Here is a 16,871-nt window from a genome sequence, read left to right on the forward strand (position 1 = left end):
GGGCTCGGATGAAGGTCGTGATGGAATTCTATCGCACGCGCGTTGCCGACGACGCGCACGCCGTCGTCGGCCGTGAGACCGTAGAGGCGGCCGACCTCGACGCGGCGATTGAGATCGCGCTGCTTCTGGCAAGGACGCTGAACATGCCGCAGTGGCCAGATGCGGTCGCAATTGCCGACGCCGACGGGACGACGATCTACTCCGGCGTCATTCCCGCGCAGGCGGGGACAGACAAAGGGCCGCCACCATGAAGGCGAGTAACCAGCGCACCGATGCCGCTCGCGAACCCTCGGCTCGTCCAGGCGAGGAAAATGCAGCCGGCGCGCAGGCATGCGCCTTTAGAGACCGCCAATATGGCCGCCGGGTCGAACCCGATCGTTCCTGGACGGTTTATCACGTCTTCACTGGCATCCCGGCATATGTGGACGGCGCCTTCATGATCGGGCTCAGCCGTTCGGAAGCGACCAAAAGCATGCTGTCCCTCAACCTTCGCAACAGCGAGCGCCGCAAGGCGAGCACCGCCGCGCGGTCATTCACCGCCGGCGCTCCCGAAACACCGGCAGGCCAGTCATGACGCTCGCCTTCCCGAACCCGAGCCGAAGCTTCGATGAAGCACGCAATGCCGTCTGCTTCATCGGCTATGACGGCATGTTTCAAGTCCGTTTCTTCATCGAGGCCGAGGCGCTGGCCAAATCCGGCGTTGCCCTGGGCGGAAACGGAAGCGCCGAGAAGGCCTGTCTTTCGGCATTTGACGCGTTGCGGCCCTCCATCCAGGACCTCGCCGGGAAAGTTTATGCCCGCAACCGCCGCGATTCCTATACTTTGACCGCCGCGGATTTCCGGTAGCAGCGTCCGGTGCGATCAAAGCGGGTAAACAATACGCCCCTGCCACGCTCGTCTTTGCATGCAATCGGGCGTAGGGTGCACGATGGCAGCCAAGATTCCGGTTCCGTGGTTGTCTATGGCCGGTCCGATCGGCTTCACTCTCATTGAGCCTGTCGCACAGGCATCCGATTTCCTGTTTGACCATTGGCCTGGAAACGACAGCCTAGCTTGGAGGGACGCGATGAAGTGCTGCGCCGGAGATGCTGCTGCCGAGGACGCGATTGTCGCATTTCTCACCGCGCTTGAGGCTGCTGGCCATTTTTGCCTAGGGAGACTACCATACCTGCATACGGAGAGTTCGAATGGCGATGAAGCCAAACTATCAATACGAGCGGAGTCAACGAGACAAGGCAAAGGCGGCCAAGAAAGAAGCTAAGCTTGCGGGTAAAGCTGCGAAGGAGAAACCTTCATCCAAAGAGCAGAAAGAAGCGCGAGAGCCCGCTGCTGACGAAAGCTGAGGCATGGCGATGACAAAGCGCGAGACGGATACCTTCGAAATCGACGTGGAGTGTCCCCGTTGCCATTATCAGGCAAAGACCCTCGTCGGCTGGATTCGTACTCACACCCAGATGGAATGCTCCAACTGCGGCGACATCATTGACATTGAGAGCAAAAACTTCAGGTCGCATGAACAGCGCTAGGGAAGCTCTATGATACCGTCCGAGCTGCGGTCGCCGCGCCTTGCCGTCCTGATCGATGCCGACAATGCGTCGGCCAAGATCGCCGATGGGCTGTTCGAGGAGATCGCCAAGATTGGCGAGGCCAGCGTGCGTCGCATCTACGGCGATTTTTCAAGCTCGCGCTCGAAAGCGTGGGCCGACGTTCTTTCGAAGCACGCAATCATACCCCAGCAGCAGTTCGCCTACACCACAGGCAAGAACGCCTCGGACATCACGCTCGTCATCGACGCGATGGACCTCCTCCATAGCGGTCGGTTTGACGGTTTCTGCCTGGTTTCCTCCGACAGTGATTTTACCCGGCTGGCCGCCCGCATCCGCGAGCAGGGCATCGACGTCTTCGGCTTCGGCGAACAGAAAACGCCCGAGAGTTTCCGACAGGCATGCAGGCGATTTGTCTATACCGAGAATCTGCTTCCGTCTGCGCCGGGCAACGAACCTGAGGCGGTATCGAGCGTGAAGCCATTGCAACCGCCCTCAGCGGCCGTGCCGATCATTCGGAAGATCATCGCGCAGATGGAAAGCGAGGATGGCTGGGTTCCGCTCGGTGCGGTCGGCACGCAGCTTGCCAATCTGGCCTCCGACTTCGATCCCCGCACCTTTGGTTTTCGCAAGCTGAGCGATCTCGTCCGCAAGACGAACGCGTTCGAAATCGACCGCCCGGAGGGCGGAACGTTGCGCATCAGAATCAAACCGCAGGCAGCGCGGAGGGGAGGGCGGAAGACGTGACCGGTACGGCGCAGCTATCCGAGTCCTTGCAGGTTGGCTATTTATCGACCGTCTGGCTTTTCCATGCTCGCCCGGTCCTGTTCGGTGCGCAGCTGGTCGAGCAGATCGATCAAGGCTTCGCCTTCGGGCGAGCCAGGCCCGCGGGCCATGAACGTCTCGATGTCAACCTCGGAGGGTTGACCGCCCGAGGCCCGGTTTGGCTCATGCCTCACGAAAATCTCATCGCGCTCGCCGACCTTAACGACCAGCCAGCGGTCGCCGTTGGAACTTGTGTAGAATGCCCGTGACGGGTTTGACATGGCGGACCTCCTTTGACCTGTCTGCAAACGGCATCACGCTGGTCGTCTGTTCATGTCGGTTGGCCAGGTAACTACCCTCGGCGTGCGGATAGATATATCCCGCGTGTCCCTCGGCAAGCCCGCTCCGTTATTGCCCCACCAGGATACCAGCCTCGCGCGCAGCCAAAGCGAACGCCCGCCGAACGCTCGATATGGGCTTTTTGTCCGCGCTGGCATCGTGGCAAGCCTGGAGCGCGGCGCGATGTGACGGTCCACGCTTGCCCGGCCACTTCCGAAGCAGAAATGACGAGCATTCGTAAACGTCAGTGATGATCGTCTCGGCGCCTTGAGCACTGGCCCGAACAGTCACCGGCTGAGTGAATTTGGGATTTTGCATCGCTGTCCTTAGGGCATCGACGCCTGGATAGCGAGGCAATTCCACGTTCCGCCCCAATTCGCGCGGGACCTCCCAGTTCGCCGTCAAGCCGTTTTCTTGACGCGAGGTGTTTCTCCTGGTCGAGGATCTGCTGAGCAGCTTATGCGTCTTATCGTGCTCGAGCTCCTGCGCCCATTCCCCAAAGAGCCGGCCGGGCAATGTCATGGGTGCTCAACCGCCTGGCAGGCCGCCAGCAAGCCGGACTTGAGAGCATGAGGCCGCCGACTTCCAAGCGAGGCCCTTCGATGAAGTGCATTTCCAAGTCTTCTTGCCGGTCGACTTGAACACCTGTTCGATTTTCCTGAGGTGACCCTTCCTTTCCTTAAGGTGGTCCTCCGCGGGGGAATTGGCATGGAGAACGAGCGGACGCAACGATTGGTTCTGTTCAACGCCTGGCGTCTATCCGCCACTCGCGGTGATCGTCCCGCCATCCAGGTCGGATGGTGGATTACGCAATCAGCTGCCGAGTGTCATTCCAGAACCGCCTCGCCAGTTGGAAGCTCGTCCGTCAGTGAAGAATTATTTCCGGCCGCGCCTTGCTTAGAAGACAGAGTGGGCCTATGTTGCAAATATCGATCTTGTCTGTCGAACTTTGTTTCTGACGCGATACGCGTCTTCGGCGATCTTCTCCTCTCAAAATCGATCTGAACTGTTTGCCGTGTGTCTTGCACGGCAGGCAATTTTCTATGGATGATTGAAAGGAAATCGCCATGAATACGGGAACCGTTAAGTTCTTCAACGCGACCAAAGGCTTCGGCTTCATCGAGCAGGGTGGCGGCCAGCCGGACGTCTTCGTCCACATCTCCGCTGTCGAGCGGGCGGGTATGCGCTCACTTGTCGAGGGCCAGAAACTCAGCTTCGATCTCGTGAAGGACAACCGCAACGGCAAACTCGCGGCCGAGAACCTGCAAGCCGCATAAATTGTTGCGCGGGCCGTTGACCACGGATGTACTGGCATTGGCCACAGAGCGCAGATGAGAGAGGTCGGGCAAGCCCGACCTTCAGACTGCTGACAAACCCCTGGCGTTTGCCGGGGGTTTTTGATTCACTGGGTCATGTTGAAGCGACCCGCCCCTGAACAGACCGCGCTTGAGATGGTGACGTTGGATCAGCTGGTTCCGGCCGATCATCTGTTGCGCAAGATCGATCGATCGATCGACTTCTCGTTCATCCACGGTCTGACGGCGCCATTGTACTGCGCCGACAATGGCCGCCCGCCGCTGGACCCGACCTTGATGTTCAAGGCGCTGTTCATCGGCTACCTGTTCGGAGTGCGCTCGGAGCGGCAATTGGTGCGCGAGATCGAGGTCAATGTCGCCTACCGCTGGTTCCTGCGGCTGAAGCTGACCGACAAGGTGTTCGACGCCTCGACGCTGTCGCAGAACCGTCGTCGGCGCTACCAGGACGAGACGATCGCGCAGGCGATCTTCGACCGCATCGTGGAGCAGGCGATCCTTGCGGGGCTGGTGGACGGGACGGTGCTGTATACCGACAGCACGCACCTGAAGGCCAACGCCAACAAGGGCAAATACGACCTTGCCATGGTCGCCAAGTCGCGTGCCGACTACTGGGGCGAGCTCGACCGCGCCATCGAGACGGAACGGGCGCTGCACGGTCAGAAGCCGCTGAAGCAGAAAGAGCGCAAGCCGCCGGTCAAGCAGACCAAGGTCTCGCGCGCCGATCCGGAGGCCGGCTACATGGTGCGCGAGGGCAAGCCGAAGGGCTTCTTCTATCTCGATCACCGCACGGTGGACGGTCGTTGCGGCATCATCACCGATACCTTCGCCACGCCGGCCAACATGCATGACTCGATCGTCTATCTTGGCCGGCTCGACCGCCAGGTGGAGCGCTTCGGCTTCGTTGTGGCGGCGGCGGGGCTGGATGCCGGCTATGCCACGCCAGGCATCGCCAAGGGGCTGGAGGACAGGAACATCCGGGGCGTCATCGGCTATCGCAACCCGACCCCGCCAAGGCCCGGCAAGATGAGGAAGAGCGCCTTCGTCCATGAACCGGATCGGGACGGCTATCGTTGTCCGCAGGGCCAGTTGCTCACCTACGCCAGCACCGATCGCGGCGGGTATCGTCATTACAGAAGCGATCCGGCCATCTGCCGCGACTGTCCGCTGCTGGCCTCCTGCACCTCAAACGCCAAGGCCGAGCGCACCATCACACGCCATGTCTGGCAGGATCAACGCGAGCGCGTCGATGCCAACCGGCTCACGGCTTGGGGCAAGGCCATCTACCGGCGTCGCAAGGAGACGGTCGAGCGATCCTTCGCCGATGCCAAGCAGCTGTTCGGCCATCGCTACGCCCGCTTCCGAGGGCGAACCCGCGTCGCCTGCCAGTGCCTGATCGCAGCCGCCGCCCAGAACATGAAAAAGATCGCAATCAGCCTCTGGCCAAAGCCCAAACCGGTCCTCGCCTGAGGCCAAATCTGCGTCGGCGGCCTCCTGACATCCGCTCCCGCCACCAATTTCCCAAGCGCAATCAATCTGCAAAACAAAACCCCGCCGAAAATCGACGGGGTTCGTCAGCAGTCTGGAGGTCGGGCAAGCCCGACCTTTTTTCTTTTCCTGGTTGGAGACCGCATCGTGCGACACCCTGAAATACCGCAAGGAATATTCAAACCCAAACCGACCGCGATCGAAACGAAGCAGGACGCCACAACCAGGGCAGCCCGCCAAATTGTCAACGGTGAAGCCGCCGCCCGAGAACAGAAGACCGAGCGGTTAAGGCTGGCGAGGCTTGCCAGTGAGGCAACAAATATATCCACGCCGACGGCGAAGAAGCGAACGAACGGGCGTAAGCACGGCTAAGCTGTATCAGCGAAACGATCCGGGCACCCTGGGACGAGCCGTTTGCCGGGGCAAAGTCTTAGAAATTTTCGCTACAAAGGCGGCGCAAAGTGCGCATCTGCCCTCTCGCTGAACGGGGTAAGAGGCCCGGCCTGATACGCCCAAGTCCCGCTGACTTCCCCGCCCAGGCCGGGTCGCCCCAGCTCCACTTGAAGGCGAGCTACGTGGCCTCGTCAGTCACCCAACCCATGGACTTTCGGGCGCCGGTCTCCAACGGCCCGGCCAGTCATCTTGGTAGCTGCGGCCTCCGGTCTGTCCTCGCTCGCGACCTTGTGAGAGGTCGCGGCTTCACCGGACATAGTTCAAACCCTACGGCTATCATTGCTTCCCGACCTTAGAGGGGATCTTCTCGCGCCTTTTTCGCGCGAACAACTGCACTGTCTGAGCGCGGCCATAAACGCCTCGGCTGCCAGGTCGCATTTGCGCTTGGACGGACCGTTGCTCTGGATCACAATTTCGGCCTGCCTGGTTGTCAGGCCGTGCTTTGCCGCAAACTCGTCTATGTCGGCTCCCGTCCAGCACGACCGCTTCAAACCTTGCATTTTATTTCCTGGTCCCGAAATCGTGAGGAGCCAACGCGGGACCGTCGATAAGGTTTCAGATCAACGTCGAGAGCCCTCAACTCGGCTGGTCGCCAGAGGCGCCTTCTCGTCGACGGCTTATGGAGCGTCACCACGCTCTCGTACTCTTTCCGTTCTGGCCGCTGAATGGCAGGCAACTTACATAGCCAGGGCTATGGCCTCGGCTGGAACCTGCCGCCACCACAGCCTTACTCGACGATTGCAACCGACTGGGCCGACGGGATGTCCTTCATCCCCAGGCTCGAGCAGTTCTGTTTGATGGTCGTGCTGCCGGACCACTGGATCTTGTCGGCAACGACCTGGGTGCAGCCGCCGCTCCCCGAGAAGTTGCCCAGGTAGTTGACCTGCTGCTTGGGGAAATAGATGGCACCGGTCAGAAGCGAGCTCGCGGTGCCGTTGAAGGTGCTTGATGTGCTGGTGCCAGTCCTGTCGCCATAGAACAGCACGCCCGAATAGGTGCCCGAGGTCGGCGCGCTCAGCGTCACCGTGGCGTTGCCGTTCATGCTGACGGTGTTGCTGCCGGACATGAACATTGTCACACCGGTTCCGGATACGACCGCGCCGGCGTTCACTTTCAGGCTACCCTGGACGACATAGGTGCCGGGCTGCAGCGTGACATTGCCCTTGAGGTCCATGCCGCTGCAGTAAGTTCCGGGCTGGAGTGTTTGCGACGACTTGCTGCCGTTGACGGTCTTGCACGGGTTGCCAGCCGCCGGTGCCGGCAGGCTGGAGAAGGGGTCCGACGCCGGCAGGGCCTGGGTGATCGGAGACTTGCAGACGGTGGTCACCGGGTTGCTGAGCGAAACGCCGCCGACCGCGATCAGGCAGTCGGCCTGAAGCGCCGCCGAACCCTGCACCTTGACGGCATCGGACTGAGCCGAATTCGACATGACCGAGCACCCAGTCAGCTTGACGCTGGTGTTGCCCGAGAAGAGCGCCGCCTGGTAGGCCGACGGATTGAGCGCCAGCACACAGGCCTTGGAGCGTCGGTGATGAGCGCTACCGCTCTGGCGCGCTCCGGCACTTTGCTCTCGGAGAAGATCGAAGTGAAGATGCGATCAAGGTTCTGGTTGAGGATGACCTCCACCGCCTTCTTGGCCGTGTTCGGCCCCGAGGTCGGCGGCGCGTGGACGGTGATAGTACCATTGCCGAGGCCGTTGTCGGTCGCCGACTGGGTAGCGGCAGCAGTGATCGTCGCCGTGTCGGATCCAGCGATCTTTTCCAGCGCGCCTGCATAGGCGGCGGCGTCCTCATCTGTGCCGGTTTCGAGCATGGGGTTCAGGAGGCTCGTGCATCGCCGCTTAAGAACAAGCGTTGAACGAATGCTTATTGGCCCAGGAGGGGTCCGAAGCCTGTGGGAACAAGCAAAAGGCCCGTCGCTTGGCAACGAGCCTTCTGACCTGCCGGGCGGGAGAGTGTTATACCGCCTAGCGGCTAGTTCACTTCCGTTTCGGCGTATGCCTTAGCGATGCGCGATCAGCTGACAGAGCTGTCGTAAGTCGCGGTCATAAGTATCCTGACTGCTGAGCACGTCCACGCAGCGTTTTTTCATCCGGACCAGTTGTGCGCCGGACATGTCGCCGACGACACTGACCATTCTCGCGTTGCTCGGATCAGGGGGATTGGTGGGATTGGACAGGCTGCTCAGACGCCTTGCGGTCCCGGCACCTGCTGTGACACCGCTTATTCCGACATCGGCTGCAGAGCCAAACACGTTCGCGTCACCGGTCGTCGCCGCGAGCCCTTGTGTTACGCCCTTTGTACCACCCAGCATTGCATCAGCTCCGGCCCTCAGGGTTTTAGGACCGTCCACCGTGGCACCCAGTCCGGTCGTGATCCCATCTGAACCTCCGACAGTTGCGGCAGCTCCGGGCCTCAAGGTATTAGGACCGCCCACCGTGGCACCCAGACCGGTCGTGATCCCATCTGAACCTCCGACAGTTGCGCCAGCTCCGGCCCTCAAGGTATTAGGACCGCCCACCGTGGCACCCAGACCGGTCGCGATCCCATCTGAGCCTCCGGCAGTTGCGGCAGCTCCGGCCCTCAAGGTATTAGGACCGCCTACCTTTGCACCAATCCTGGCCTTCAAAATCTTGGTCTTGCCTACCGTCGCGCCAGCGCCGGAGTCGATCACAGTCGGGTCGCCTACCGTGGCCCCGAGACCTGCGCTGCCACCGCTCGATCCGACCGAAGCTCCCAGCCCGGCGTTAATGCCGCCAGTTAGGATTTTAGTAGAATTCCGCTGAGGGAGCCGTCAGCAATTTGGCTCACCGGGCTTGAGCTAGCTGTGAGTTCTGACGATGCTTGCTTCAGCCATAGTGAAGACGGGGTTTTGGCAATGTCCCGGTGAATTGGACACCAACCCGGTCGTTCCTGCGCCACCGCAAAACGGACTGGTAGGCGACGCCGTCGGTCGGCACATATAAGACGAAACGTTCAGGCACACGCGCTTCGACGGCCACCTTAAGTTCAGCGCCGCCATTGTTCTGGTTTCGGATCGTGCAACTGATTTCGGAGTTCGTGATTCCGTTGATGATCGCCGCGCCTTTTAGGACGCGCTGTCGCCGTTCTCGGCGATTTTCCATTTCTCCGCACGATCACGCGTCGGACCGGCTGACGACCCAGATGAGAGCCAATTTTCCGCTCTCCCCTTGTCATTCGGAAAATCGTTCCTGTCTAATTCCATAAACTAAGTAGATTTTGAGCCGACGCTCAGATGGAGCGGGCAATCGAGGGGTGAACCCTCCGCTCAAAGGATCGATCTCATGCGAAAACTGATTTCCGCCGCCCTGGTCGCGCTCGCAGCGGCGGCCACTTCTGGAATGGCTCATGCCGACGAGAAGAAGGTCGTCATTGCCTACCAAACCGGGGCTAATCCCTATAACCTTGGCATCGCCAATGGCGACCTTGCCAGGAAGACCGGATGGAACATCGAATTCCGCCGCTTCAATTCCGGCGCCGACATCTTCGCCGCCATCGTATCCGGCGATGTCCAGATCGGCGATGTCGGATCGAGCCCGTTTTCGGCTGCCGTCAGCAAGGGCCTCGACGTGAAGGCGTTCTACATCTCGTCCGTCTCGCGCGACGGCGAGGCCCTGGTGGTGCGGCCGGAAATCAAGTCGCCGGCGGACCTGCGCGGCAAGAAGCTTGCTGCGGCGCCGGTCTCGACCGACCATTACCAGCTTCTCGCGGTGCTCAAGCAGGAAGGCATCTCCGAGAAGGAAACCCAGGTTATCGCTATTCCGCAGCCCGAGATCGTCGCGGCCTGGAAGCGCGGCGACATCGACGGCGGCTTCGTCTGGGATCCAGCGCTTTCCGAGCTGAAGAAGAACGGCAAGGTCCTGCTCACGGCCGGCCAAGTCGCTGATCGCGGCGCGCCCACCTTCAGCGCGCTGGTCGTCACCGGCGCATTCGCCAAGGCCAATCCGGAGTTCCTCGGCCAGTATGTCAGGCTGATCGACGGCTACAACCAGGCCTATCTGAGCAACCCGGCCGCCTGGGGGCCAGACTCCGAGAGCGCCAAGCTGATCGCGAAATTGCAGGGCGGCACAGCGGCCGAGAATTCGGAGCAGTTGAAGACGACGGTCGTCCCGCCGCTCGACGAACAGGTCTCAGACAAATGGCTGGGCGGCGGCGAGAAGAGCGCGGTGGCGAAAATCCTCAAGGACACCGCGGGCTTCCTGAAGGACCAGCACAAGATCACCTCGATCAAGGACAGCTACGCGGCCTTCGCCGATCCGCAATATGCGGCAGTGGCCAAGGCCTCGAACTAGCAATCCCTGAAGGAAACGCCGATCTGGCTGGCACGCCAGCCAGATCGCCTGGAGGCCACCATGCTTCGAATCCGCGATGCCAGCGTCACCTTTCCGGGTTCCGACGGCCAGCACGTACACGCGCTCGATCACGTGTCGCTCGATATCGCTCCCGCTTCCATTGTTGTCGCGGTCGGCGCTTCCGGGTGCGGCAAGTCGACATTGCTGAACGCGATCGCCGGCTTCCTGCCGCTCACCGAAGGCACGATCACGTTGGACGGACGCGAAATCGCGGCGCCGGGCGGCGATCGCGGCGTCGTGTTCCAGAAAGACACCCTGCTGCCCTGGGCTAATGTGCTGGACAACGTCGCGCTCGGCCTGAAGTACCGGAGCGTCTCGCGCGGCGAACGCCATGAGCGGTCGAGGCACCTTCTTGAACTGGTCGGGCTCGCCGATTTCGCCGAAAAGCCGCCCTACGAACTGTCGGGCGGCATGCGCCAGCGCGTCGGCATCGCCCGGGCGCTGGCCACCGATCCGAAAATCCTTTTGATGGACGAGCCATTCGGCGCCCTCGACAGCCTGACCCGCGAGACGATGCAGCAGCTTCTGGCTTCCGTCTGGGCCAAGACCGGCAAGCAGATCCTGTTCATCACCCATTCGATCGAGGAAGCCCTCACACTCGGCACGACCATCGTCGTGATGTCACCCCGGCCGGGCCGCATCATCGCGCGCTTCGATGCCGATTTCGTGCGCGATTTCGCCGAAAGCGGCGATATCGGGCCGATCCTGTCCCGCCCGCGCTTCATCGAGCTGCGGCAGGAAATCCGCTCGCTCATCCACCAGCCGGAAGGCGCCCGCAGAGGAACCTTGCAATGACGCTCGCCGCCAATTCCCGAACCCCGTTCCCTCCCGCCACGGCTCAGCTGAGGCCGTCTCCCCGGCCGCGCAGCTCAGCATCGGCAAGCACGTTCGGCATCAGCCTGGTGACGGTGGCGGGGCTGATCGCATTGTGGGCACTCGCAGCGCAACTCGGCTGGGCATCGTCGCTCTTCCTGCCATCGCCGGCCGACGTATTGACCCAGTTCAACGCCGTCGCGGCCGATGGCTATGCCAATGGCACGCTGCTCGACCACACGCTGGCAAGCCTTGGCCGCATTGCCGCGGCCCTCGGCATCGGCATTTTCGTCGGCATTCCGCTTGGCCTGCTCATGGGGCTCAATCGTTGGGTAAAGGGCATCTTCAGCGTGCCGATTGATCTCTACTGGGGTTTGCCGCCGCTGGCCTACCTGCCGCTGCTGATCATATGGCTCGGTATCGGCGAAACCTCCAAGATCGTTCTGCTCTCGCTGTCGACCTTCGCGCCGATCTGCTTCGCGGCACAGGCGGGTGTGCGGTCGGTGCCCGTCGAACGCATCAACGCCGCGCTGTCGCTCGGCGCCAGCCGGCTGCAACTCTTTACCAGCATCATCCTGCCGTCCGCTCTGCCGGAAATCCTGACCGGCCTGAAGATCGCCATCGGCGCCGGACTGTCGACGCTGGTCGCGGCCGAGCTGATCGCAGCCCAGTCCGGGCTCGGCTACATGATCATGTCGGCGGCCAATTTCCTGGCGACTGACGTCGTGTTCGTTGGCCTCATCGTCATCGCCGTGCTCGCCTTCGCCTTCACCAGCGGCATGCGCTGGCTGGAACATCGCCTCATCCCCTGGAAGGGCAAGCTCTGAGGCTTGCTCCCATAGATTCCGCAATCATTGAAGGAGACAATCCGATGTCCGGCAACAGCACCCGCCCGCTCGATATCTACTGGTACCTGCCGACCCATGGCGACGGCCCCTATCTCGGCACCGACGAGCGGCACCGGCCGGCAACCTTCGGCTATCTCAAGGAAATTGCGCAAGCCGCCGATCGGCTTGGCTTCCAGGGCGTGCTCCTGCCCACGGGTACACGGTGTGAGGACGCCTGGATCGTGGCCGCCGGGCTGATCCCGCTGACCGAACGGCTGAAGTTCCTGGTGGCGCTGCGGCCGGGCAGCGGGACGCCGGCCCTGTTCGCGCGCCATGCGGCCACGCTGGACCGCATCTCCGGCGGCCGGGTGCTGCTCAACGTCGTCACCGGGGCGGATCCTGCCGACCTTGCCGGCGACGGCAACAAGCTCGGTCATGACGAGCGCTATGCCCAGACTGATGAATTCCTCACGATCTGGCGCCGTATCCTGTCCGGAGAGCCGGCGGACTTCGAGGGCAAGTATCTATCTGCTCACGGCATCGACATATCTTTCCCGCCGGTCCAGCAACCCTATCCGCCACTTTGGTTCGGCGGGTCTTCGGAGGCGGGCATCGAGGTCGCCGCCAAACACACGGACGTCTATCTGAGTTGGGGTGAACCCGTCGAGCAGGTGAAGGAGAAGTTCGATAGAGTCAGGGCACGAGCGGCGGCTCAAGGTCGCAAAATCCGCTTCGGATTGCGCATAAACCTGATCGTGCGTGAAACGGAGGAGGAGGCCTGGGCGGCGGCGGATCGACTGATCAGCCGCGTCACCGACGACGTGATCGCTGAAGCCCAGCATCAATTCACCAAGGTTTCGGAGTCGGTCGGGCAAAAGCGCATCTCCGCTCTGCACCAGGGACGCCGCGACAAGCTGGTTATAGCTCCCAATCTATGGGCCGGATTGGGTCTCGTCCGAGGGGGTGCCGGCACCGCGCTTGTCGGGAGTGCGGAAAGCGTTGCTGCCCGCATTCGCGAATATCAAGAGATAGGGGTGGAGACGGTTATTGCCTCGGCCTATCCGCATCTGGAGGAAGCTTTCAATGTTGCCGAGCTGCTGTTTCCACGGCTCGGACTGCAGGGTGAATTGCCCCTTAAGGAGCGCGGCTGGGATCTGGAGTTTGGGCGCGGCCGGGGCGCGGGCGTCCGAGTAGCGGCGTCTTAGGCAGGTCGAGGAGAGAAGTGGTGCGCGCAGCATCGCTGGTGCCGTGCCAGGCCCGCTTACATCTGAGTTTGACCATCGGAGTTCGGCTTATGTCAAATCCATCAATCGTCGGTTTTTCGGGGAACTTCAGCCGACCCTCGAAGACCCGCGCTTTCGTCGACCTCGTCGTTCAGAACATCGCAGGCCGCCACCACCTTTCCCATCGAACCTATGATGTCGAGGATGTCGGTCCCTCGCTGGGGGCCGCCAAATCGCAGCGCGACCTCGACGCGCAAGCCCAAACCGTAGTTGCAGATGTTGTCGCCGCGGACGTGCTCGTCGTCGGCTCTCCGACATACAAGGGTAGCTATACCGGGCTGTTCAAGCATTTTTTCGACTTGCTCGATCCAACGGCCTTGAGAGGTAAGCCCGTGCTTCTCACAGCCACCGGGGGCGGCGAGCGCCATGCCCTTGTCGTTGAGCATCAACTCAGGCCGCTATTTGGCTTCTTCGAGGCCTTCGCGCTGCCCACAGCCGTGTACGCGACCGACAAAGACTTCACCGATGGTGTGCTTCGGTCCGAACTGATCCTGAAGCGAGCGGCGCAGGCGGTTGATGAAACCGCGGTTCTGCTAGCCACCAAATCCGGTCTCAGAATAGCCGCCGAATAGATCCATGCCGCGGTGCTTCAGCGGGAAGTGTAGCGTCTCGCCTTCCGGGTCGCGGCAAGCGGGCGCGGCGGCGCGGGCTTCTCCCGAGACTGCGCTCGCCCAGGGGCGCTAATCGGGCCTTGGCTCTACCAGACCGGCATCGACGTGATCAGGTAGACGCGCGTGCGTTGGCCTCGCGACTGACGCGGTCGTCATGGCGTCCGGCGGCAGGAGGATTACCATCTTCGCCCCTTCATCAGGCCAGAGAGGCTTGCCTGCCAGCAGGAACACAGTGGCGACAAGGCACATCAGGAGGATGGCGGCGCAGAGGTTGGCAATCATCTCGCCCAGTTGCACAGCGGTTTCTCCCAATGAAACACCCGCCGCTTCGCAGGTCGCGGCGGGTGGTTGATCACAACAACTGACTGACGATGAAGGGACATGTTACTCGCCAGTCCCGACTCCAATGGCATAGCTGGCAATATGTTTCGTCGATGCGACCTTTGAGTTGGAAGGTTGGACGTTGGTCTTACACGGCGGAGCTAAACCTCTAAGCCCCACGGGGCGCGCACCAGCAACTCATTGGCGCCTGGAGACCAAGTGAGCGCGTAGGCGCATCGCGCGGCTATCGCCAGAGCTATCGCCACGGCGAAAGAAGACAGGTTGTTCCTCGCCAGCACTATTTAGGATCACCAGCCCTCGAACCGCCGTGGGCTCCGCCGCCGTAGCTGTGCCGTGCAAGGCTGGAACCTTCCAACGTCGATCAGACGAGTTGCGGCCCGGTAGCCTTTGGGTGCGGCGTTTGGGTGCGGCCACCGGGCCTTGGCCGGCAGGAGACATAGATGGCCGGCGCGCGAATATATGCGCATCTGCTAATACATGGAAATTCAGCCGAAAGGTCGAACCTGCCTTGAACCACCAACATGACGGCCGGACGCTGCAAGGACGCATCGACGTGGGCATGGCTGTTACCGGTGGCTGCCTCGATTGCCATCGCCATCAGAGGCTCGATCCGCCGGCGCTGCGCGACCGCTTCGGCCCTGACGCTCCCGCAATGACGTGGGACTTGAGGCCGAAAATGAAATGCGCGGTCTGCGGCGGCAAGCGGATCACGCTGACCTATTCGCCCGGCCCCAGCCCGAAAAAACCTCAACAAATGACCTCAGACGCCTACGCCGTCGGCGAGGGCAGGTCGGCTGACGAGCGGGCAACGAGACGGAGCTGGGCAGTTTGTAGCTCAGGGCTGCGGGGAATTGAGCCAGCTTGAGTAGCCCGCCGGCTCCGGTCGGCGGGCATCTTGTCGACCCATGGAATTGAGCAATGCGGCGATGACCTCGGCCGGAGGTTGAACGCCTATGAAGCTGCGGACAAGCCCATTTGCACGGCTTTCCCAGTCTTGTCTCGGAAGACAATCCTCTACGACCGAACGCCGGAAGACTTCTCGGATGATCTCAAATTCAAAAGCGGAAATGAAATTAGCAGAGCGCCTGGTCATGGCTCTCTCCCTGTGGAGTTGAATTGACTTCAGCGCCCGTGTCCGGTCGATACTGCGGGCGACAACAGAAGCCTTATATCCGCTCCCATGCCCTCGTCGCTCACAATTGTTGCAATGCTCTTAAAGATGAGGACGAACGCGAGCGGGGCAGTCCGAGCCGGATACGGTGCGGTCGCCCGACTCGGAGCCCTTCTTGCCTATAGCGGGTTCCCGCTGACGGCAGCACGCGATCGCCTCACGCGCTCAGCCGGTCGACCAGCTGCCGGTGGTCCTCATCGCCGGAGCCGTCAGGCAGCGGGGCAGCCGCGTCGAGCCGGCGCAGCGCATCCATGATGTCGTCGAAGGAGACCGGCCGCTCGGTGCCCGGCGGCTGGCGCAGCGCCGGCATGGATTCCACGGCGCAAGCGTCGGATGCCCACGACGACAGGATCGCCCGCTTTTCCCATATATCTAGTGAGCCGTCCTCCAGCACATCCTGCGGGTGCTGAAAATGCCTGGCCGGCGACAGCAACCGGTCGAGCGAAAGGTCTGATATTTCGGGAGCAAGGGAAGGAATGATCGGCGAAAGTGTCTGTCGGTCCATTTCTGTCCTCCGTATCAAAAACTCCTTGTTTCGGGTGCCAATTTCTCAACTGTCCCGGCGGCGCCGACAGCCGTTAATTTTGTTAAGCTCAATCGCGAATTCAAGGCCCTCGCGATCGAATTACCGCATGTTTTCAGCGCACTAGCACTCTACGATCGAGAGCGCCAAAATTTGCGGCACCCTCTTGAAATTGGAAGAAGGCAAAATTAGCTCGAGATGCGCAAGATCGCGAGCCCCGCTCCGGGAGTGGGTCTCAGGAAAGATTGGGAGGCCATCATGGATGTGATGAGCGGCACCGGTCCAGTCCCGACGCCGACACATGTGCCGAGCGAGTTCCTCGCATATGAGGCGGAGTGCCGAGAAGCGCTGCAGCCGCTGCTTGCTGGACTGCTCGACGCGGCCGAAACCGCCGGCTGGAGACGCCGCACCGCCGCCTCAACACTGATGTTCCTGGCGGCGCAGCAGGTATCGGCAGCGGCTACGCCGGCCAAGGGCTGAACCGAAAGCTCGCCAAGCAGGCGAAATCATTTCAGATCCCGCGCTGCATCGACGAGCCGCCGATGCAGATGAGGGTCGTGTGATTGCGGGGCGATTGCGAGAATGCATGAAGGTGGTGGGATGCAGCCGACCTGGCTGAGGAACTCAGTCTTGCCCCGGCCGATGTGGCGCACTGGCTCAACGGTCGCGCCCCGGTGCCGCTTGCCGTTGCCGCCTGGAGGCGTTGGTCAAAGCCCACAAGGCGCTTCCGCCGGCGAGCCTGAGCCGGACCGAAGTGTCAGCGCCGACCGGTTCCGCGCCGCCCGCGGCTCGCCCCGAGGCCGTTGCCGCCGCGACAACTGGCCAACAGCATGATCGAGGAGAAAAGCAGCGCCGCGTTGCAGCGCTATCGGCGGCCTGCTTGCAGCCTGATTCTCGCAGAGCTCAAGCTTGTGCGCTGGTTTCATAGGAAGCGGGCAAAAGGCTATTCGGCTTCCCTGGACGGGAGCAAACGGTGGCCCCAAAGCGACCGAGCCGCGCAGGCTACGAACTCACCATACGCGGAAAG

Annotated in this window: 23 protein-coding genes; 15 read left to right on the forward strand and 8 right to left on the reverse strand. The window is 61.8% G+C overall.

What is annotated here, in order from left to right; translation table 11 throughout:
• Window positions 1-8: 8 nt before the first annotated feature.
• From EJ078_RS22675 to EJ078_RS22700, 6 genes are all read left to right on the forward strand, one after another.
• Complete coding sequence (locus EJ078_RS22675) at window positions 9-251, forward strand: hypothetical protein (RefSeq protein WP_095825915.1); 243 nt, start codon at window positions 9-11, stop codon at window positions 249-251.
• Window positions 248-574: a hypothetical protein gene (locus EJ078_RS22680; protein ID WP_127403935.1), complete on the forward strand. Its 327-nt coding sequence runs from the start codon at window positions 248-250 to the stop codon at window positions 572-574. The genes EJ078_RS22675 and EJ078_RS22680 overlap by 4 nt, the downstream gene beginning before the upstream one ends.
• The gene (locus EJ078_RS22685) at window positions 571-846 is read left to right on the forward strand and encodes a DUF1488 domain-containing protein (RefSeq protein ID WP_095825916.1); all 276 of its coding nucleotides are present in this window, start codon (window positions 571-573) and stop codon (window positions 844-846) included. Before EJ078_RS22680 ends, EJ078_RS22685 begins: the two co-directional genes overlap by 4 nt.
• 115 nt (window positions 847-961) lie before the next feature.
• Window positions 962-1,261 carry a DUF982 domain-containing protein gene (locus EJ078_RS22690; RefSeq protein WP_245322470.1) on the forward strand — a complete coding sequence of 100 codons (300 nt, stop codon included), beginning with the start codon at window positions 962-964 and terminating at the stop codon, window positions 1,259-1,261.
• Entirely contained in the window at window positions 1,188-1,343 is a 156-nt protein-coding gene (locus EJ078_RS22695) for a hypothetical protein (protein WP_164747239.1), read from the forward strand. The genes EJ078_RS22690 and EJ078_RS22695 overlap by 74 nt, the downstream gene beginning before the upstream one ends.
• A 195-nt stretch (window positions 1,344-1,538) precedes the next feature.
• Window positions 1,539-2,291, forward strand: a complete 753-nt coding sequence (locus tag EJ078_RS22700; protein WP_066999207.1) for an NYN domain-containing protein — start codon at window positions 1,539-1,541, stop codon at window positions 2,289-2,291.
• Between the two features lie 41 nt (window positions 2,292-2,332).
• Here the strand turns inward: EJ078_RS22700 and EJ078_RS22705 are convergent, their stop codons facing one another.
• Both EJ078_RS22705 and EJ078_RS30510 read right to left on the reverse strand, forming a co-directional pair.
• Window positions 2,333-2,590, reverse strand: coding sequence for a hypothetical protein (locus EJ078_RS22705; RefSeq protein WP_066995590.1), 258 nt, complete (start codon window positions 2,588-2,590; stop codon window positions 2,333-2,335).
• A 127-nt stretch (window positions 2,591-2,717) separates the two neighbouring features.
• Window positions 2,718-3,170 (reverse strand): DUF982 domain-containing protein, encoded by a 453-nt coding sequence (locus tag EJ078_RS30510; RefSeq protein WP_245322461.1) that lies wholly within the window; start codon window positions 3,168-3,170, stop codon window positions 2,718-2,720.
• A gap of 545 nt (window positions 3,171-3,715) precedes the next feature.
• Here EJ078_RS30510 and EJ078_RS22715 point away from each other — a divergent pair.
• Both EJ078_RS22715 and EJ078_RS22720 read left to right on the forward strand, forming a co-directional pair.
• Window positions 3,716-3,925: a cold-shock protein gene (locus EJ078_RS22715; protein ID WP_095825918.1), complete on the forward strand. Its 210-nt coding sequence runs from the start codon at window positions 3,716-3,718 to the stop codon at window positions 3,923-3,925.
• Window positions 3,926-4,060: 135 nt separating this feature from the next.
• Window positions 4,061-5,431: an IS1182 family transposase gene (locus EJ078_RS22720; protein WP_127217539.1), complete on the forward strand. Its 1,371-nt coding sequence runs from the start codon at window positions 4,061-4,063 to the stop codon at window positions 5,429-5,431.
• A 1,198-nt stretch (window positions 5,432-6,629) separates the two neighbouring features.
• Here the strand turns inward: EJ078_RS22720 and EJ078_RS22725 are convergent.
• The gene (locus tag EJ078_RS22725; protein WP_245458903.1) at window positions 6,630-7,412 is read right to left on the reverse strand and encodes a hypothetical protein; all 783 of its coding nucleotides are present in this window, start codon (window positions 7,410-7,412) and stop codon (window positions 6,630-6,632) included.
• 21 nt (window positions 7,413-7,433) lie between these two features.
• On the opposite strand from EJ078_RS22725, the gene EJ078_RS30515 reads away from it, so the two are divergent.
• Window positions 7,434-7,679 (forward strand): hypothetical protein, encoded by a 246-nt coding sequence (locus tag EJ078_RS30515; protein WP_245458904.1) that lies wholly within the window; start codon window positions 7,434-7,436, stop codon window positions 7,677-7,679.
• A gap of 224 nt (window positions 7,680-7,903) precedes the next feature.
• Here the strand turns inward: EJ078_RS30515 and EJ078_RS22730 are convergent, their stop codons facing one another.
• Window positions 7,904-8,215 carry a hypothetical protein gene (locus EJ078_RS22730; protein WP_127248617.1) on the reverse strand — a complete coding sequence of 104 codons (312 nt, stop codon included), beginning with the start codon at window positions 8,213-8,215 and terminating at the stop codon, window positions 7,904-7,906.
• Between the two features lie 535 nt (window positions 8,216-8,750).
• Window positions 8,751-9,026 carry a PilZ domain-containing protein gene (locus tag EJ078_RS22735; RefSeq protein ID WP_127248618.1) on the reverse strand — a complete coding sequence of 92 codons (276 nt, stop codon included), beginning with the start codon at window positions 9,024-9,026 and terminating at the stop codon, window positions 8,751-8,753.
• A gap of 180 nt (window positions 9,027-9,206) precedes the next feature.
• Here EJ078_RS22735 and EJ078_RS22740 point away from each other — a divergent pair, with 180 nt between their 5' ends.
• The 5 genes from EJ078_RS22740 to msuE all read left to right on the forward strand — a co-directional run bounded on the left by EJ078_RS22740 (window position 9,207) and on the right by msuE (window position 13,769).
• Window positions 9,207-10,214: an ABC transporter substrate-binding protein gene (locus EJ078_RS22740; RefSeq protein ID WP_127213887.1), complete on the forward strand. Its 1,008-nt coding sequence runs from the start codon at window positions 9,207-9,209 to the stop codon at window positions 10,212-10,214.
• A 60-nt stretch (window positions 10,215-10,274) separates the two neighbouring features.
• Complete coding sequence (locus tag EJ078_RS22745; RefSeq protein WP_095825922.1) at window positions 10,275-11,069, forward strand: ABC transporter ATP-binding protein; 795 nt, start codon at window positions 10,275-10,277, stop codon at window positions 11,067-11,069.
• Window positions 11,066-11,914, forward strand: a complete 849-nt coding sequence (locus EJ078_RS22750) for an ABC transporter permease subunit (protein ID WP_095825923.1) — start codon at window positions 11,066-11,068, stop codon at window positions 11,912-11,914. Before EJ078_RS22745 ends, EJ078_RS22750 begins: the two co-directional genes overlap by 4 nt.
• A 44-nt stretch (window positions 11,915-11,958) precedes the next feature.
• Window positions 11,959-13,119, forward strand: a complete 1,161-nt coding sequence (gene ssuD, locus EJ078_RS22755) for an FMNH2-dependent alkanesulfonate monooxygenase (protein WP_095825924.1) — start codon at window positions 11,959-11,961, stop codon at window positions 13,117-13,119.
• Between the two features lie 89 nt (window positions 13,120-13,208).
• Entirely contained in the window at window positions 13,209-13,769 is a 561-nt protein-coding gene (gene msuE, locus EJ078_RS22760; protein WP_095801593.1) for an FMN reductase, read from the forward strand.
• A gap of 108 nt (window positions 13,770-13,877) precedes the next feature.
• Here the strand turns inward: msuE and EJ078_RS22765 are convergent, their stop codons facing one another.
• The 3 genes from EJ078_RS22765 to EJ078_RS22775 form a co-directional block, all read right to left on the reverse strand.
• The gene (locus EJ078_RS22765) at window positions 13,878-14,105 is read right to left on the reverse strand and encodes a polymerase (protein WP_095801592.1); all 228 of its coding nucleotides are present in this window, start codon (window positions 14,103-14,105) and stop codon (window positions 13,878-13,880) included.
• Window positions 14,106-14,985: 880 nt separating this feature from the next.
• A complete protein-coding gene (locus EJ078_RS22770; protein WP_127213886.1) occupies window positions 14,986-15,243 on the reverse strand; it encodes a hypothetical protein in 258 nt (85 codons plus the stop codon).
• A 235-nt stretch (window positions 15,244-15,478) separates the two neighbouring features.
• Window positions 15,479-15,826: a hypothetical protein gene (locus tag EJ078_RS22775; protein WP_095801591.1), complete on the reverse strand. Its 348-nt coding sequence runs from the start codon at window positions 15,824-15,826 to the stop codon at window positions 15,479-15,481.
• Between the two features lie 276 nt (window positions 15,827-16,102).
• Here EJ078_RS22775 and EJ078_RS22780 point away from each other — a divergent pair, with 276 nt between their 5' ends.
• Complete coding sequence (locus EJ078_RS22780) at window positions 16,103-16,324, forward strand: hypothetical protein (RefSeq protein WP_095801819.1); 222 nt, start codon at window positions 16,103-16,105, stop codon at window positions 16,322-16,324.
• The last annotated feature ends 547 nt before the right edge of the window (window positions 16,325-16,871 follow it).

It is taken from the genome of Mesorhizobium sp. M1A.F.Ca.IN.022.06.1.1, assembly GCF_003952605.1.
Taxonomy (GTDB): domain Bacteria; phylum Pseudomonadota; class Alphaproteobacteria; order Rhizobiales; family Rhizobiaceae; genus Mesorhizobium.

What these genes read in the sequence shown, in the direction of transcription:
- EJ078_RS22675 (WP_095825915.1), top strand. Translation starts at nt 9, where the DNA reads ATGAAGGTCGTGATGGAATTCTATCGCACGCGCGTTGCCGACGACGCG.
- EJ078_RS22680 (WP_127403935.1), top strand. Translation starts at nt 248, where the DNA reads ATGAAGGCGAGTAACCAGCGCACCGATGCCGCTCGCGAACCCTCGGCT.
- EJ078_RS22685 (WP_095825916.1), top strand. Translation starts at nt 571, where the DNA reads ATGACGCTCGCCTTCCCGAACCCGAGCCGAAGCTTCGATGAAGCACGC.
- EJ078_RS22690 (WP_245322470.1), top strand. Translation starts at nt 962, where the DNA reads ATGGCCGGTCCGATCGGCTTCACTCTCATTGAGCCTGTCGCACAGGCA.
- EJ078_RS22695 (WP_164747239.1), top strand. Translation starts at nt 1,188, where the DNA reads ATGGCGATGAAGCCAAACTATCAATACGAGCGGAGTCAACGAGACAAG.
- EJ078_RS22705 (WP_066995590.1), bottom strand. Translation starts at nt 2,590, where the DNA reads ATGTCAAACCCGTCACGGGCATTCTACACAAGTTCCAACGGCGACCGC.
- EJ078_RS30510 (WP_245322461.1), bottom strand. Translation starts at nt 3,170, where the DNA reads ATGACATTGCCCGGCCGGCTCTTTGGGGAATGGGCGCAGGAGCTCGAG.
- EJ078_RS22715 (WP_095825918.1), top strand. Translation starts at nt 3,716, where the DNA reads ATGAATACGGGAACCGTTAAGTTCTTCAACGCGACCAAAGGCTTCGGC.
- EJ078_RS22720 (WP_127217539.1), top strand. Translation starts at nt 4,061, where the DNA reads ATGTTGAAGCGACCCGCCCCTGAACAGACCGCGCTTGAGATGGTGACG.
- EJ078_RS30515 (WP_245458904.1), top strand. Translation starts at nt 7,434, where the DNA reads ATGAGCGCTACCGCTCTGGCGCGCTCCGGCACTTTGCTCTCGGAGAAG.
- EJ078_RS22730 (WP_127248617.1), bottom strand. Translation starts at nt 8,215, where the DNA reads ATGCTGGGTGGTACAAAGGGCGTAACACAAGGGCTCGCGGCGACGACC.
- EJ078_RS22735 (WP_127248618.1), bottom strand. Translation starts at nt 9,026, where the DNA reads ATGGAAAATCGCCGAGAACGGCGACAGCGCGTCCTAAAAGGCGCGGCG.
- EJ078_RS22740 (WP_127213887.1), top strand. Translation starts at nt 9,207, where the DNA reads ATGCGAAAACTGATTTCCGCCGCCCTGGTCGCGCTCGCAGCGGCGGCC.
- EJ078_RS22745 (WP_095825922.1), top strand. Translation starts at nt 10,275, where the DNA reads ATGCTTCGAATCCGCGATGCCAGCGTCACCTTTCCGGGTTCCGACGGC.
- EJ078_RS22750 (WP_095825923.1), top strand. Translation starts at nt 11,066, where the DNA reads ATGACGCTCGCCGCCAATTCCCGAACCCCGTTCCCTCCCGCCACGGCT.
- ssuD (WP_095825924.1), top strand. Translation starts at nt 11,959, where the DNA reads ATGTCCGGCAACAGCACCCGCCCGCTCGATATCTACTGGTACCTGCCG.
- msuE (WP_095801593.1), top strand. Translation starts at nt 13,209, where the DNA reads ATGTCAAATCCATCAATCGTCGGTTTTTCGGGGAACTTCAGCCGACCC.
- EJ078_RS22770 (WP_127213886.1), bottom strand. Translation starts at nt 15,243, where the DNA reads ATGACCAGGCGCTCTGCTAATTTCATTTCCGCTTTTGAATTTGAGATC.
- EJ078_RS22775 (WP_095801591.1), bottom strand. Translation starts at nt 15,826, where the DNA reads ATGGACCGACAGACACTTTCGCCGATCATTCCTTCCCTTGCTCCCGAA.
- EJ078_RS22780 (WP_095801819.1), top strand. Translation starts at nt 16,103, where the DNA reads ATGGATGTGATGAGCGGCACCGGTCCAGTCCCGACGCCGACACATGTG.